The organism is Lysinibacillus sp. NPDC056232 (assembly GCF_042267565.1).
Classification (GTDB): Bacteria; Bacillota; Bacilli; order Bacillales_A; family Planococcaceae; genus Lysinibacillus.
On record NZ_JBHJTF010000004.1, the window covers coordinates 29,658 to 44,436 of the forward strand.

Genomic DNA, 14,779 nt, shown 5'->3' on the forward strand with positions numbered 1-14,779 from the left:
AACTTTTCACAATACGTTTCGTATAAATAATATAACGAACTGAGGGAGGCTATTTTAATTATGCAAAATGAACGTCAACGAATTTTAGAACTTGTGGAAAAAGGTACAATTTCAGCGCAAGAGGCGATTACATTATTAGAAGCATTAGAGCAACCTAGCAAGTCTACTCAACATGTTATGAATGATGTGTCAAATGAGGACCAGCATTCCTCAACAGAAAAAGAGTCAGTATTTAAAGATGAAAGTCAAAAGGATCAACAAACACAAAAAGATGAAGATTTCTCTAAATATTTCCAAGAAGAAATGCGAGATTTCCGTAAAGATTTATCACAAATAGGTTCACTCTTTATGGATATGATGAATACGGCAGTAAAAAAGGTCAAAGAATTTGATGTAACTTCTCCATTCGGTGATAAATTCGAATTTACACATACGGAAGAAGTAGCAGCTGAACATGTAGAAAAAATAATTGCTGAATTACCGAATGGCAATTTTTCAATAGAAACTGCTGAAGGGGATAGCTTCCAAGTCATTTGCAAGGTAAAGGCACCTCTTGTTAATGATAGTGAAGAGGAAACACGTGCTAATTTCCTAGAGCAATTTGTTGTCAAGGAAGATGGCGATTCACTACGAATTTTAAGTCAACTTAAGCTTGTGCAAGTAAATGTTAAAGTACTTGTTCCAAAGGATAAATTAGAAAAATTATCAGTACGTTTAATGAACGGAAGCGTTACTTTACAGGATACGGATTTCGAGCATTTAAAAGTAAAGACATTAAACGGTGCGATTAAAGGCTCTAAGTTTAACTTTGGCAAGGCAGAAGTAGATTCTTCTAATGGTTCAATTGAATTAACAAATGTTCGTGGTAAAGATTTAGAGGCTGAAACATTAAATGGCCGTGTCTATTTAGATGGCGCATTGGATGAAGTTGAAGCAAAATCGGTTAATGGACATGTTGTAGTCACAACTTGCTCTACCAATTCATCGAAAATCAAAGCACAAACAGTCGCAGGAGCTGTTGAATTGTATGTACCACGTACAATCTCGTTAAGCGGTAAAATTGTTACGAATTTTGGTAAAATAGATGTGGGTATTCAAGATGCCTCGAAAATTGAATCACAAGATCAATTTTTATCAAAAGTAGTACGTTTTGATAAAGAAGTAGAGAATGCTAATCGTCTATTTATCGAAGGTGAGTCTAAAACAGGTGCAGTTTTAGTACGCTATACAACGACTGACGAGCAGCATGTTTAAGTAACTCAAGCATTCAGGCTATGTAAACCAACATAGCTTGAATGCTTTTTTACTGCTTAAAAACTTTAGCAAAGCAGAAATCGACTTTCCTCTAATGGGCTCGATTTCTGTTTTTTTGTATGTCGAGTTTATAATACTTTTATGGCAATCAGATAACGAAATAGCAGGAACTACCACGGAATGAAATGAAACTGTAATAAAAAAGGTAGAAATAGAGTGTTATAATAGGTAGCGAAATACCTCTTACACGGTAAGAGATTTAGGTGGTTTAAATATGATAGAAATGAAAAATGTGACAAAGAAGTACCCAAATGGTGTTGTTGCGACAAATGGGATTTCCGTTAATATAAAGCAAGGTGAGTTTGTCTACGTTGTAGGTCCAAGTGGAGCAGGTAAATCAACATTCATTAAACTAATGTATCGCGAAGAAAAAGCTACTTCGGGAGAAATCACTGTTAATGGTATAGATTTAGCTTCATTGAAAAATAAAAAGGTACCTTTTTTACGACGTCAAATCGGAGTGGTTTTCCAAGATTTTAAACTTCTACCTCGTTTGAATGTTTATGAAAACGTAGCGTTTGCATTAGAAGTAATCGAGGAGGACCCAGTGGAAATTCGTCGTCGGGTGATGGAGGTTCTAGAGCTCGTGGGGCTGAAGCAAAAGGTAAGAATGTTCCCTAATGAACTGTCAGGTGGCGAACAACAGCGTGTTTCGATTGCACGATCGATTGTAAATGTGCCGAAGGTCGTAATTGCGGATGAACCTACTGGGAATCTTGACCCTGAGACATCTTGGGAAATTATGAATTTGTTTGAAGAAATTAATGCGAGAGGTACAACTATAGTAATGGCAACACATAACCGTGAAATCGTAAATAAGATTCGTCGTCGAGTAATTGCAATAGAAGGCGGATTGATTGTCCGTGATGAGCACGGAGGTGACTACGGCTATGACATTTAATACGTTAAAACGTCACTTCAGAGAAAGTGTAAAGTCTCTTGGCCGTAATAGCTGGATGACTATTGCCTCCGTAAGTGCAGTAACAGTTACATTAATATTAGTAGGCGTCTTTGCGCTTATTATGATGAATTTAAATAAAGTAGCATCTGATTTAGAAAACGATGTTGAAATAAAAGTGTTAATTGATGAAACAGCAGATAAAGCTGATGAAAAAGCGCTCATGGCAAAAATAAAGAAATTACCAGATGTCGAAGAGATGACCTATTCGACAAGGGAAAATGAATTAAGCAAATTAGTAAAAGATTTTGGGGACGATTTTAAACTATTTGAGCAAAGTAATCCATTACGTAATGTTATTTATGTGAAGGCTTCAGATCCTCAGCAAACAGCTACTGTTGCTAAAACAATTGAAAAATTTAATTATTCATATGACGTTATGTATGGTGAAGGCAAAGTAGAAAAGCTGTTTAACTTCTTAAATATTAGCCGTAACGTAGGGATCGTGCTTATTTTAGGATTATTATTTACAGCGATTTTCTTAATTTCTAATACGATTCGAATTACCATCATTGCACGTCGTGATGAAATAGAGATTATGAAACTTGTCGGAGCAACGAATTCATTCGTACGTATCCCATTTTTATTAGAAGGAATGTGGCTCGGAATTTTAGGTTCTATTATTCCGATTGCGGTCATCGCAACCCTTTACCACAATGTATATAAAATTATTGCGCCTCGATTAAAAGGCGAACTTATTCAAGTACTTGATTTCTCACCTCTTGTGTACCAAGTAAGCGGTCTACTATTACTGATTGGTGTGCTAATCGGTATTTGGGGAAGTTTCATGTCAGTACGTAAGTTTTTAAAAATTTAACTTTCGTTAGGCTTCACACTAAGTTACGTTAGGCAGAACGAACATCAACCAACATTAATAGTCGAAAAGGAGTTCAACCGGTGAAAAGTATGGCGAAAAACTTAATGAAATCACTTGCTGCAGCATCTGCACTATTTCTTTTTATCCAAACTCCATCAGCTTATGCAAATAGTTTATCGGATTTAAAAGATGAAAAGAAACAAATTGAATCAAAAAAAGATGGCATAAATTCATCCATCAAAAATAAATCAAATGCTATTACAGTAAATGAAGACAAGCAGCAAAAAATATTAGATCAAATTCAAACATTAAATGCTGAAATTGATAAAACGAATAGTAATATTAAAACTGTATTAGCAGAAATTCAATCTACAAATAAAGAAATAAAGTCTTTAGAAGATGACATAGCAGAGCTTCTACGCAAAATTGAAGAGCGTGATGTACTGTTAGAGGATCGTGCTCGTGCCCTCCAGGCGGGCGGTTCCGTTAGCTATTTAGACGTATTACTTGGTTCTAATAGCTTCGTAGATTTTATCGACCGATTCTCTGCTGTTAACGCATTGCTTGAAGCGGATCGACAAATTATCCAGGATCAAAAAGATGACAAGCAAAAATTAGAGGAACAAAAGCAAGTCTTAGAAAGTAAACGTCAAAAGCTCGAAGATAAAAAAGCTGAGCTTGATCGTTTAAAAGCATCATTGAATGGACAAAAAGCTGAGAAAAACAAATTAATTGATCAATTAGAAAAAGAACAAGAAAAGCTGAAGTCTGAAAAAGTATTGCTTGAGAAAGAATATTCTGAGGCTCTTGAGATTAGTGCGGATTTACAGCAAAAAATCATTAATGAGCAAAATCGATTAGCTGAAATTGCTCGTAAACAAGAAGAGAAACGTAAGGCAGCCGCAGCCGCAGCAAAAGCATCTAATTCAAGTAATTCAAGTAATTCTAGTAATTCAAGCAATAATAGTGGTGGTGGGTCTTCAACAGTCGATGCTCCACAATCGAATGGTACATGGATTAAGCCAACAAATGGTCGTTTAACATCACCTTATGGCTGGCGTAATATTGGCGCAGGTCCAGAATTCCACTATGGAGTCGATCTTGCAAATAGTACAGGTACTCCAATTTGGGCAGCTGCAGACGGTGTTGTTTCTTACGCTGCACCACTTAGCACGTATGGTAATGTTGTCATCGTTACACATTCTATCGACGGTCAAATTTACACGACTGTGTATGCACACTTAAATTCTTTCAATGTTAGTGTTGGTACAGAGGTATCCCAAGGTCAGCAAATAGCAACAATGGGTATGACTGGACGTGTAACAGGACCTCACTTACACTTTGAAGTGCACATCGGCCCTTGGCAAGGACAAAAAGCCGGAAGTGTGAATCCATTAAAATATATTCCGGTATAAACATATTGAAAGCTATACATTAAGGTTCTTCTAATGTATAGCTTTTTTGTTTGCCGTTCATTTCTCTTCAGTCTTTATTGTTAAAAATATAGGCCAGGTTTAAGTTGGACCTAGCGTTTTGTGGAAGCCTATTTCCTAGTATGGCACTATTTTATATTTATCGTATGAATACCTTGGTGGGTATTTCAATAAAATTGCTCATCAAGAGTCTATTTTTTGCATGTTTCAGGGAGATTTTTTGAACACAGTGTGAAATGACAGTTCATATAAAGAATATATGCTATGCTGAAGCTATCTTTTTTGTGGAGGATTTATTAGGTGAATAATACAGAATGGTTCTCTATTCGGGCACTAACATTACCAGCAACAGCTATCGCTCTGCTTGTGGCATTTTTCATTGTGTGGCTCGTTTTACGGGTACAATTTCCGAAGAAATGGGCGGGGGTATATGGTGACGCGGTTTTTACCTTTATTCTCGTTTGGAAATTTAGCATAATTGTCACTGATTTTAAAGCTGTTATAGCGCAACCGTTTGCGCTCCTTTATTTCAATGGTGGAACAATTGGTGTCTTTTTAGGGGTAATGGCAGCATCGCTACAGCTTTGGTGGAAGCGCCAAAAAATTCATTTTGACGAAACTGGAATCGCTGCTTGTAGCTGGGCAATCATTTTAACGCAATCGGGCTATCAATGGCTTGTGGTGTTACTAAATGATAATCCAACCAATAGCGAAGTGATTACTTTAATCGTGCTAAGCGCACTAACAGTCCTCATACTATGGAAAATAACCGCTATCAATCGTGCACTACTTTTATATACGATTGGTCTTATGATGGTGGTCTTCTTTCAGCCGCATGGTTTATGGCAACCGGCTGTAGGGGTGAGCGTCATATTACTTATAGTAGGTATAGGGATTCAGCGTTTTGCTGGCGTAACTAAATTATTTGGGGGTAAGGAATGAAAAAAAATATTGGACTACTTATCGTCGTGTTATTAGTAGTCGCGATGATTGGTACATATGTTAAACAGCAGATTGATAAGGATCGTGAAATTGAAACAGCTTCTCTTGGGAAAGAAATGGATGAACGAAAGATTGGTTTAAACAATGGAGATACGCCACCGGATTTTACTTTAACAAGTTTGGATGGCAAAAATGTGACATTGAGTGAGCTTCGTGGAAAAAAAGTCGTGTTAAACTTTTGGGCAACATGGTGTCCACCATGTAAGGCAGAAATGCCACATATGCAAAATTATTACGAACAAAATGCTAAAAAAGATAATGTAGAAATAATAGCTGTCAATTTAACAAAGGCTGAACGAGATGTTACAGAGGACGCAAAAATAGATTCTGTCATGACATTTAAAGAAAGTTTCAATTTAACATTTCCCATTTTACTCGACCAGAAAAACTCAGCCGGCTTAGCCTACCAAGTAATAACGATTCCTACAACCTATTTTATTGATTCAAATGGATATATTCGACGTGCTATTACAGGGCCGATGAATACGGAAATGTTAAAAAGCTATGTAGATGCAATGGACTAAGCAAATAATAAATTTCAAAGAATCTGCTCGTTTCACGGAAGAAACGAAGCAGATTTTTTTATGTGAATATTCCCTTGTTTATCAAATACCCGCGGAAGAAAGGTGAATACCCGCGAATGGGGAGTGAATACCCGCGGAAGGAAGGTAAATACCCGCGAATGGGGAGAATACCCGCGGAAGGAAGGGAAATACTCGCGAATGGGGAGTAAATACCCGCGGAGGGAAGGGAAATACCCGCGAATGGCGTGTGTACCCGCGGAAGGAAAGGAAATACCCGCGGAAGGAAGGTAAATACCCGCGATACGCGATAGAATACTCGAGCAAGAAAGGCAAATACCAGTTGTCCGCAATAGAATACCCGAGCAAGGAAGATAAATACCCACGATACAAAATAGAATACTAGCGAAACAAAAATCATAGGATTCAACAAAGTATTTTGAAGCTTAATCTTGTATGTTTGAAAAATAAAATTCATACAGTAAAGAGACGGAGGAGGGAAGGTTTGCGCAAAATAATGGCGGGTGTTGGCGTACTTGCTAGTAGTCTATTGTTAGGGAGTGGCATTTATTTTGACTGGTTTAATTTAGGGGATAAAAAGGAACCAGTCGTTACAGAGGTTGATTCGATTAATGAAGCGATAAATTTAATTGAGGAAAAATCTGTATACAATACGAAAAAAGGTGCATTGGTGGAGGGGGCACTTCGTGGTATGGCAGATGCTATTAAGGACCCTTATAGTACCTATTATTCGAAGGAAGAGGCGGAGCAACACCGACAAATGTTAGCTGAGGAAAGAGTGGGTATTGGGATTGAGCTAACTGAAAATAACGGGAAATTTATTGTTGTTTCTCCAGTCCGTTCGTCTCCAGCAGATAAAGCAGGAATGCGCTCTCTTGATGAAATTGTACAAGTTGATGGCGCTCGAGTGGAAGGTAAAAAGATGAGTGAATTAATGCAATTAATTCAAGGTGAGAAGGGGACGAAAGTAACGATTGTCGTCTATCGTCCAAGTGAGGATAAACATATTAAAATGACGATGGAACGAGCAGCAATTTCCAATAAAACAGTAACGAGCGAAGTTGTGAACGTGGAAAATACGCCGATAGGTTATGTGGAAATTTCAATTTTTGGTGAGAAAACGGCAAATGAGTGGGTTGCCGAAACAAGTAAATTGCTTCGAAAAGATATAAAAGGGTTAGTAATTGATGTGCGGGATAATCCAGGTGGTTATTTACATAGCGTCGCAGCGCTACTGAGCACAGTATTGGAGAATGGCAAAGTGTTTGCCTATATGCAAAATGCTGAAGGTGCTATGGAACCATTAAAAACGGAATCAAAAAGCTTTGATGAAAAGTATTTACAGACAATGTACAAAATACCGATTGTTGTTTTACAGAATGCGGGCAGTGCATCTGCTAGTGAAGTACTTAGTGGTGCTTTAAAAGGCTGGGGACGTGCTTCCCTTGTTGGCGTCAAGAGCTTTGGAAAGGGGACGGTACAGGAGTCATGGTCTCTGAAAAATGGTGGGGAGCTTAAATTGTCCACAAATAAATGGCTGACACCAAAGCGCGAATGGATTCATGGGCAAGGGATTGAGGCTAATTTACTGATTGAACAAAATGAATTATTCGCTTTCCAAATGCATCCACTATCAGGCAAGTTTAAAGTGGGAGATATGAGTGAGGAAATTGCTTATACGCAAAATGCTTTAAAAAAGCTAGGTTATAAAATTGCTCGTTTAGACGGTTACTTGGATGAATCGACGGAGGAGGCTGTTAAGCTTTATCGAGACGATAAGAAATTGAAAAAAGCAGAAGAGAATAGTAGTATAGACACTACCTTCTTTAACAGCTTAAACGAAACGTTGAAAAAATATAAAGAGGATCGTCAAAATGATTTACAGTTCCAAATGGCGACAAGCTTTTTATTGCATAATATTGAAGAATAAATAATAGTAGATGTGTTGATTTGGGAAATATGGGTCGGTAATAGGATTATTTTGCTTTTGTATCACCATTTTTAGCTGATTGTAGGGCCACTTAGTACTCCTATCATAGAGTAAAGGAGTAGCCCGTTGTAGCTTTGTAATTAAATTTACGATATTAACCTTGATATGGGGACATATAGAAAGAGCATGTTTTGAAAAAAAGATTGATCAAACATGCTCTTATTTAATTTGACAGATTAAGTTAAACATAAGCTTGGTTATTTTTAAAAATTGTTGCTAAGCCCTCTGTTAGTTAACAATTAAGTTTATCAGTTGTAATATGATTAGTCGGAAAATTTAGATACTTTAATTATTTCTTCAGTAGGAGACAATGCCGCTTCGGCAATATTCTTGTTACTGTTGGCTAAGTATTGCTTAATTAAGTGGTAGCCAATACCCCTCAAATCCCTTTAATAATTGACAAATTTATTATGGTTAAGCAAAATTAACTTAACTAAAAATAAATGAATTAGGGATGATAAATCTATGCATGATTATCTAATAATTATAGACAAAATCAATCAACAATTTGAGCAGTTCAAATTGTTAGTTTTACAAGAAACAAAAGAGGTAGAAGAATTAGAGAACTTTCACTTAACTCCTCAACAAGAAATTATTATGTGTTATATCATTCGTAGCGAGCCGGTAATTGCGAAAGATATTGCAAGTCATTTTGATATTTCAAAAAGCGCGGTTAGCCAAGTGATTTCAAAGCTAGAAGAGATGAAAATGATATATCGTCAAGAAAATTTAACAAATCGTAGAGAGACCTTTATTTATCTTGGGGATAAGGGTCAAGAGTTTCATCAGCTTCTTAAAAAAATTGACGACATTCTTGTAGAAAAATATTACTCAAAAGCAAGCTTAACAGAGTTAAAAAATGTTTTGGATACATTAAATAAGATTGTCGGAACTAAAAAACTAAGTGATTAAGTTAAAAAAGAATAACTTTAGAAAAATGTTACCTAATCAATTCCTGAATTTAGGATAAGCTGAATAGTGTATGAAAAAATATATGCTACGTATTTTTTCATACGACTATGTTATTTTAATCTATCAATCATTTTTAATATTGGCTTTAAAATAGTAGAACTGATCTTCTTTTTTTTCTTTCCTAAGCAATGGATCAAGCTCTTCACCTTTCACATAGTGATCAAAGAAAGCCAAAATATACCGATTCATAATTGAATGGAAATGACTTATATCAATATTCCATGACAACAGAGGAGAGAGAAAGGGGAAATCTGTAAAAGAATAATGATCTCCGGCTATAAAAGTAAGCATAAAAGTATCGCCCTTTATTCCCTCTTTATAGTGAAAATCAGCAAGTTCTGTAATTTTATCATGATACTTTTGAAACTCTTCTGAAGTGATATTTGTATATTGAATTTCTTCATCAGGTATATAAAGATAATCTTCATCTAAAATAAACATAAAAGATTGTTCAAATCCTGAGCCGGCTACTGGTTCATGCAAAGGCCCATCTATATTGATTCCTGCAGAAATCCTACTATCATCCAACAATGCTTGAGCAGCTGTTGACCCCCCATATGAATGCCCGAATATCCCGATTCTGTCCATGTTCATCTTTCCAGTAAATAAACCTTGAGGATCCTTATCATTTATTGTTTTTAATTGATCTAGCACATAGCTCATATCTTTTGATCGCCTTTTGACATCTTTCTCATCTTCAATATCAAAAGAATAAGAATAGGCGTCTGTCTGATTCATGATTTCCCGTCCATCTGGAAACTTAGTATAGGCTGCATCATTAGTATGGTCAACGCTGACAACAACGTACCCATGACTTGCTAGCTCCTCCATTTGGGAAAAACTTTGCATTCTGGTACTGCCATATCCGTGAGAAAATAAAAGAACCGGAAATTTATCTTCTTGATTGGATACGGCTATATCTTTTATGCTGTTAGTTTGTCCATACTTCAAATACTCAAAAATAAAGCGCGGAGCAGAAAAAATGAATTCCATCGTTCCCGACCATTCTTCGTAAGGAAAGGATTCATAATGAATATCCTTCGCATCACCTTTCACCTCTGCTGGATACCATATTTGTATCATCAATTCCCGAGCTTTTTGTTCCGAGTCATGTCTGGATTCATCTATTAAATGCCTTGAGTTCATACCAACTTCAAAAGGACCTGCAGGCTTTGGGAGTTGAAATACAGGCATGACAGTGACTAAACCAAAGCTGCTAATCGAATAAATGGTAATAAACAAAATATAAAAAAGTTTTTTGCCCTTCCTTTTATTTTTCGAGCTTACAACTATGGCTTTTTCTGCGTTCCTTTGTACGAATGGCTTTATTGTGAATACAGTTAAAAGAATAAATAAAATATAGGTTAATCCCATTTGCCATCGATAACCCTCAAGCCCCAAATGAATAATCAAAAGGATAAGTGCAGTGATATTAGTAATAATTTTTATTTTATTACAAAATTCAAACAGAAAAGAAAAAAGCCACAAAATATGAAATGCAATTAAAATCCCTTCAAACAGCCTCATTAATCTCAACTCCAATTCTAAAAATCATTAAGTTTAGTTAACTGTACTTAACTATATATAGCGAGAATTTAAATGTCAATTTTTTCAGAAACATTCTAATCTATGAATAGTGATCAACTCCAAAAAATTCGGAAAGTTGTAAAATTTAAACAAAATTTATTTTACAAAACATACATCTGTAGCGGAAATAGCGTCTTCTAATTGTATAAAAATTGTTACTAATACACCTGCAACGTTAGTTAAAATCTGTGACTCAGGTTGAAATACGATAAAAAAATAAGAATAGCAAGCTTTCTACTAGTTTGTACTACGCAAGAGTGTAGTCGTTTGATACAATAAATTCATAGTATTCTAGATAGAAACGGCGGGTGTTCGTATGGTTAGTGATATATTAATAGAAATTGTAACAGCGATTGGCCGCTTTTTAATCAACCCATTAATGTATATCGCCATTTTATTTGCGATTTTATTAGGTTATAGTCGTGTAAAGCAGGAGCGTAAATTTTTTAATAGACGTATTATTTGGGGTTGGACAGAGCTAATGGGGCAATGGAGATATGGTTGGTTATCTGCCCTCCTTATTTCACTAGTAAGTGTTGGTTTAGGTTTAACGGTGCCAAAAGTTTTTATAATGATTTTAATCGCTATTTCTGCATTGGCGCTATTATTGTACTTCATTAATGCCCTTTCACCTATCTATACGATGGGGTTTGCGACGTTAGCGATATGGTGGATGTATCAATACAATTGGACATTTTCTTGGTGGAACATCTCTTTAGAAGGTGTAAATTTATTAGATGGCTCCATTGTAACGATTACGATTTTAGCAGGTCTATGTGTGATTGCGGAGGGCATGTTAATTCGTCGAACAGCAATAATGGTCACGACGCCGCAAGTTGAAAAGACGAAGCGAGGCATGCAGGCAATTGTCTATCGTTCAAAAAATGTATGGGTACTACCCATCTTTTTTGTAATACCTGGTGATATTATTCCGGTAGATTTCCCATATTGGCCACAATTTACATTAGGAGAGAGTACCTTTGCACTTGTACTTTTCCCAGTTGTTATAGGCTTTTCAAAGCTTACTAGAAAAGAATTACCGGCTTTGCAATTGCCTAAAATTGGCCGATCCGTGCTAATGCTTGGACAATTAATTTTAATAGGTGGTCTCGCAGCAGCCTTGGAGCCATTCATCGGCTTTATAACGCTAGCAATTGGTGTAGTGATTCGTATCATCATTTCAATCTTCTACGCGCTGCAGGATAAAACGGACATTTATGCGGTTGCGCCAAGTTCAAAGGGCGCTATTATTGCGGCAGTTTTACCTGATTCACCAGCTGAAAAAATGGGCTTACTGGCAGGGGAATGTATTCGTAAAGTAAACGGTCAGGCCATTTTTACTGAAAATGATTTATACGAGGCTTTGCAATTAAATGCTGCCCATTGTCGTCTAGAAGTAGTAGATCGCAACAATGAAATACGCTTAACACAGCATGTTATCTATAATAATGATCATTATCGTATTGGATTATTACTAGCTGAGCCGAGGGATATATGATGGATGTTTTCGGGAAAATGATGTTAGCGTTATTTTTACCAGCTTTACTCGTATTATTGTTTACTAGAATTACGTTTAATCGGTATGTCGCTTTAATATTGGCAATTGCTCTTATTGGGGCATCTGTCTATGCAGGTTATACTTCGCCGCCTATTATTTTCGTAATCGATGCATTTTCGTTAACAGTAGGCTTTTGGCTAGCAAGTAAAATGAAAAAATAAAGGTACCGTTTAGGTTAATAGAAAAGGTCAGTCTAAAGTGATAGCTTTCTCACTTTTAAGACTGACCTTTTTACATGAAAAATCTTACGGCTGCCATAATGATAACCCCTGCTACAACTGTAATAGATAAGCTTTTGGTAACAAGTGCAATAATAAGTGTTGGCACAAATGTAATAAATACAGGCCAATCAAGTGTAACCATTTTTCCGTTTTCGGTATCTAATAAGTTTTCGATGACAAGAGCACTCAAAATACAAACTGGGATAAAGCTTAACCATTTTAATACGACCTCTGGTAGTTTCACACTCCGGACGAACATAAAAGGGATAATACGTGGTAGCCAGGTTACAAGTGCACAGCCAATGATGAGCCATACCATAGTAGCGGTTGTCGTCATTTATCTGTCACCACCCCTATAGTTGCCACAATCATTGTTGAAAGAAGAACAGCCACATGCGAAGGCACAATATAAGAAAGACCATACATAATGACAACCATATAGCCGATTAATATAAGATAATGCATGATTTTACTTTTGCCTACACTGCTAAGCTGAAGAACAAGGAGTGCCACAAACATAGCAATCAAAGCGAAATCTAAACCCCATTTTTCAGGATTTGCTACCCACTGTCCCAAGTAGGCGCCAGTTACACAAGAAAGAATCCAAAAGGAGTAGGCAGTTATATTCAGCCCATCCATCCATTTGCCATGTAGCTTACCGGTTTGCATTTGCTTCGTAACTGCTACACCAAATGTTTCGTCCGTTAATAATGTGCCGAAACCAATATTTCTTAGCATAGAATAGCGCGTAAAATGAGGAGCTAATGTTAAACTCATTAGTAAATGGCGTAAATTTACAACAAAAATGGTTACAATAATAGCAGAGGCAGGGCTATTTGTTAAAAGTAGTGCACAAAAGATAAATTGTGCAGAGCCTGCATAGACGAGTATAGTTAAAAGTGCAATTTCGAGTACAGATAACCCAGAAGCGGAACCTACAACACCGAAAGCAAGTCCAATACTAATATAACCGAGTAAAGTGGGGATGCAATCTTTCACGCCTTGTAAAAAGCTATCGTCTGGCGTGTTTACCGTTTCATTCTGAAAATCAGTTGTACTTGTCATAAAATAGATCATCCTTTCTAAAAAATTTCCATGTATACTAATGATGGAATAGTTTGATAGTTCGTAATGTTTATTAAAGTATACATATGTCTTATAAAATAAACAATAGGAATAGGTGAATTAAAATGGAACAAATGAGTCGAAATTTAGCATTTCAATTAAAGAAGATTCGACAACAGCGTCATTTAAGCTTAGACGATGTTGCCAAGGCTACAGGTGTAAGTAAAGCGCAACTTGCACAAATTGAAAAAGGAGAGGCCAATCCCACAGTATCAACGATTTGGAAAATTGCTGCGGGAATGCGCACTTCATTTTCTTCGTTATTACAAGCACCCACCGCACACTTCATGAAATATAGTAGTAAGGATGCGCCACATGTAGATGAAGATGAAGGTCGATATCGTGTGTATTCCATTATTCCTTATAATCCAGAACGTGGCTGGGAGCTGTATAAGATTGAAATGGAGCCCGGAGCCCTTAGCAGGAGTGAGGCTCACACAGAAGGGGTAGAAGAAACTGTAACTGTTATCCAAGGACAAGCCATTATTTCTGCTGGAGAGATGCATGAATTACTGGAAGAAGGGGATACACTAGTATTCTCAGGACATCAACCCCATGAGTATAAAAATACTTCGGAAAAGTTAACGGTTTTACATTTAATTTTGCAATATAAGTAGAGGTGTCGATTTTGAGTGAATGGTTTACTGTAGATAATATCGAGAATATTGCGGCACAATATCGAACGCTTGGCCCAGTCATTGGATTATTTTTAACGTTTATAGAGGCGTTTTTTCCATTTTTACCTTTGGTCGTGTTCGTTGTCGCCAATGCGAGCGCATTTGGTTTATGGTTAGGTTTTTTATTATCCTGGATAGGTTCTGCAGCTGGTTCATATGCAGTATTTTTGCTTGTCCGACATTTTGGCAAGCATCCAAAGCTCCGATTTGTCACAGGCAGTAAAAAAGTACAGCAGCTAATAAAATGGGTAGATATGAATGGTATTAGTCCTCTGTTCGTGTTACTTTGTTTTCCTTTCACACCCTCAGTTGTTGTAAACATTGTAGCGGGGCTATCTCATATTCATAAAAAGTTTTATTTTGTGGTGTTATTGGCTGGGAAGTTCGTTATGATTTTAGGAATGAGCGTGCTCGGTTACGATTTAAAAGCGCTTCTAACAAGTCCTGTAAGACTAATTATTGCGGCTGTTGCGATTGTCGTGCTTTGGTGGATCGGCAAGTTTATAGAGAAACGATTAAACGCGCGTGTAGAGAAAGATTTAAAGCATGCGCGAAAATTGACGAAAAATCATTAACGTTGAAA

At 36.7% G+C, this 14,779-nt stretch carries 16 protein-coding genes; 13 read left to right on the forward strand and 3 right to left on the reverse strand.

The genetic code is table 11. The features are described from left to right. The first annotated feature begins 60 nt into the window (after positions 1-60). From ACFCYJ_RS04645 to ACFCYJ_RS04685, 9 genes are all read left to right on the forward strand, one after another. Positions 61-1,254: a DUF4097 family beta strand repeat-containing protein gene (locus ACFCYJ_RS04645; protein WP_376071302.1), complete on the forward strand. Its 1,194-nt coding sequence runs from the start codon at positions 61-63 to the stop codon at positions 1,252-1,254. Between the two features lie 274 nt (positions 1,255-1,528). Next, positions 1,529-2,215 (forward strand): cell division ATP-binding protein FtsE, encoded by a 687-nt coding sequence (gene ftsE / locus ACFCYJ_RS04650; RefSeq protein WP_376071304.1) that lies wholly within the window; start codon positions 1,529-1,531, stop codon positions 2,213-2,215. Further along, the gene (ftsX, locus tag ACFCYJ_RS04655; RefSeq protein WP_376071307.1) at positions 2,205-3,089 is read left to right on the forward strand and encodes a permease-like cell division protein FtsX; all 885 of its coding nucleotides are present in this window, start codon (positions 2,205-2,207) and stop codon (positions 3,087-3,089) included. Before ftsE ends, ftsX begins: the two co-directional genes overlap by 11 nt. Before the next feature lie 80 nt (positions 3,090-3,169). Continuing rightward, the gene (locus ACFCYJ_RS04660; RefSeq protein WP_376071310.1) at positions 3,170-4,504 is read left to right on the forward strand and encodes a murein hydrolase activator EnvC family protein; all 1,335 of its coding nucleotides are present in this window, start codon (positions 3,170-3,172) and stop codon (positions 4,502-4,504) included. A gap of 318 nt (positions 4,505-4,822) precedes the next feature. Beyond that, positions 4,823-5,464: a hypothetical protein gene (locus tag ACFCYJ_RS04665; protein ID WP_376071313.1), complete on the forward strand. Its 642-nt coding sequence runs from the start codon at positions 4,823-4,825 to the stop codon at positions 5,462-5,464. Beyond that, complete coding sequence (locus ACFCYJ_RS04670) at positions 5,461-6,048, forward strand: peroxiredoxin family protein (protein WP_376071316.1); 588 nt, start codon at positions 5,461-5,463, stop codon at positions 6,046-6,048. Before ACFCYJ_RS04665 ends, ACFCYJ_RS04670 begins: the two co-directional genes overlap by 4 nt. 62 nt (positions 6,049-6,110) lie before the next feature. Further along, on the forward strand, positions 6,111-6,257 hold the full coding sequence (locus ACFCYJ_RS04675) for a hypothetical protein (RefSeq protein ID WP_376071319.1): 147 nt from the start codon (positions 6,111-6,113) through the stop codon (positions 6,255-6,257). Between the two features lie 293 nt (positions 6,258-6,550). Further along, positions 6,551-7,996 (forward strand): S41 family peptidase, encoded by a 1,446-nt coding sequence (locus ACFCYJ_RS04680; RefSeq protein WP_376071321.1) that lies wholly within the window; start codon positions 6,551-6,553, stop codon positions 7,994-7,996. Positions 7,997-8,521: 525 nt separating this feature from the next. Further along, positions 8,522-8,968: a MarR family winged helix-turn-helix transcriptional regulator gene (locus ACFCYJ_RS04685; RefSeq protein WP_376071323.1), complete on the forward strand. Its 447-nt coding sequence runs from the start codon at positions 8,522-8,524 to the stop codon at positions 8,966-8,968. Between the two features lie 123 nt (positions 8,969-9,091). Here the strand turns inward: ACFCYJ_RS04685 and ACFCYJ_RS04690 are convergent, their stop codons facing one another. Next, a complete protein-coding gene (locus ACFCYJ_RS04690; RefSeq protein WP_376071326.1) occupies positions 9,092-10,555 on the reverse strand; it encodes an alpha/beta hydrolase family protein in 1,464 nt (487 codons plus the stop codon). 376 nt (positions 10,556-10,931) lie between these two features. On the opposite strand from ACFCYJ_RS04690, the gene ACFCYJ_RS04695 reads away from it, so the two are divergent. Further along, positions 10,932-12,113 (forward strand): PDZ domain-containing protein, encoded by a 1,182-nt coding sequence (locus ACFCYJ_RS04695; protein ID WP_376071328.1) that lies wholly within the window; start codon positions 10,932-10,934, stop codon positions 12,111-12,113. Next, on the forward strand, positions 12,113-12,334 hold the full coding sequence (locus ACFCYJ_RS04700) for a DUF2198 family protein (RefSeq protein WP_376071663.1): 222 nt from the start codon (positions 12,113-12,115) through the stop codon (positions 12,332-12,334). Before ACFCYJ_RS04695 ends, ACFCYJ_RS04700 begins: the two co-directional genes overlap by 1 nt. Positions 12,335-12,404: 70 nt before the next feature. Here the strand turns inward: ACFCYJ_RS04700 and ACFCYJ_RS04705 are convergent, their stop codons facing one another. Together ACFCYJ_RS04705 and ACFCYJ_RS04710 are read right to left on the reverse strand one after the other, a co-directional pair. Next, positions 12,405-12,731 carry an AzlD domain-containing protein gene (locus ACFCYJ_RS04705; RefSeq protein WP_376071331.1) on the reverse strand — a complete coding sequence of 109 codons (327 nt, stop codon included), beginning with the start codon at positions 12,729-12,731 and terminating at the stop codon, positions 12,405-12,407. Next, positions 12,728-13,459: an AzlC family ABC transporter permease gene (locus tag ACFCYJ_RS04710; protein ID WP_376071334.1), complete on the reverse strand. Its 732-nt coding sequence runs from the start codon at positions 13,457-13,459 to the stop codon at positions 12,728-12,730. The genes ACFCYJ_RS04705 and ACFCYJ_RS04710 overlap by 4 nt, the downstream gene beginning before the upstream one ends. 125 nt (positions 13,460-13,584) lie before the next feature. Here ACFCYJ_RS04710 and ACFCYJ_RS04715 point away from each other — a divergent pair, with 125 nt between their 5' ends. Both ACFCYJ_RS04715 and ACFCYJ_RS04720 read left to right on the forward strand, forming a co-directional pair. Beyond that, positions 13,585-14,136, forward strand: coding sequence for a helix-turn-helix domain-containing protein (locus ACFCYJ_RS04715; RefSeq protein ID WP_376071337.1), 552 nt, complete (start codon positions 13,585-13,587; stop codon positions 14,134-14,136). Positions 14,137-14,147: 11 nt separating this feature from the next. Then, a complete protein-coding gene (locus ACFCYJ_RS04720; RefSeq protein WP_376071340.1) occupies positions 14,148-14,771 on the forward strand; it encodes a TVP38/TMEM64 family protein in 624 nt (207 codons plus the stop codon). Positions 14,772-14,779: the final 8 nt, after the last annotated feature.

What these genes read in the sequence shown, in the direction of transcription:
- ACFCYJ_RS04695 (WP_376071328.1), top strand. Translation starts at nt 10,932, where the DNA reads ATGGTTAGTGATATATTAATAGAAATTGTAACAGCGATTGGCCGCTTT.
- ACFCYJ_RS04700 (WP_376071663.1), top strand. Translation starts at nt 12,113, where the DNA reads ATGGATGTTTTCGGGAAAATGATGTTAGCGTTATTTTTACCAGCTTTA.
- ACFCYJ_RS04705 (WP_376071331.1), bottom strand. Translation starts at nt 12,731, where the DNA reads ATGACGACAACCGCTACTATGGTATGGCTCATCATTGGCTGTGCACTT.
- ACFCYJ_RS04710 (WP_376071334.1), bottom strand. Translation starts at nt 13,459, where the DNA reads ATGACAAGTACAACTGATTTTCAGAATGAAACGGTAAACACGCCAGAC.
- ftsX (WP_376071307.1), top strand. Translation starts at nt 2,205, where the DNA reads ATGACATTTAATACGTTAAAACGTCACTTCAGAGAAAGTGTAAAGTCT.
- ACFCYJ_RS04715 (WP_376071337.1), top strand. Translation starts at nt 13,585, where the DNA reads ATGGAACAAATGAGTCGAAATTTAGCATTTCAATTAAAGAAGATTCGA.
- ACFCYJ_RS04685 (WP_376071323.1), top strand. Translation starts at nt 8,522, where the DNA reads ATGCATGATTATCTAATAATTATAGACAAAATCAATCAACAATTTGAG.
- ACFCYJ_RS04670 (WP_376071316.1), top strand. Translation starts at nt 5,461, where the DNA reads ATGAAAAAAAATATTGGACTACTTATCGTCGTGTTATTAGTAGTCGCG.
- ACFCYJ_RS04690 (WP_376071326.1), bottom strand. Translation starts at nt 10,555, where the DNA reads ATGAGGCTGTTTGAAGGGATTTTAATTGCATTTCATATTTTGTGGCTT.
- ACFCYJ_RS04645 (WP_376071302.1), top strand. Translation starts at nt 61, where the DNA reads ATGCAAAATGAACGTCAACGAATTTTAGAACTTGTGGAAAAAGGTACA.
- ftsE (WP_376071304.1), top strand. Translation starts at nt 1,529, where the DNA reads ATGATAGAAATGAAAAATGTGACAAAGAAGTACCCAAATGGTGTTGTT.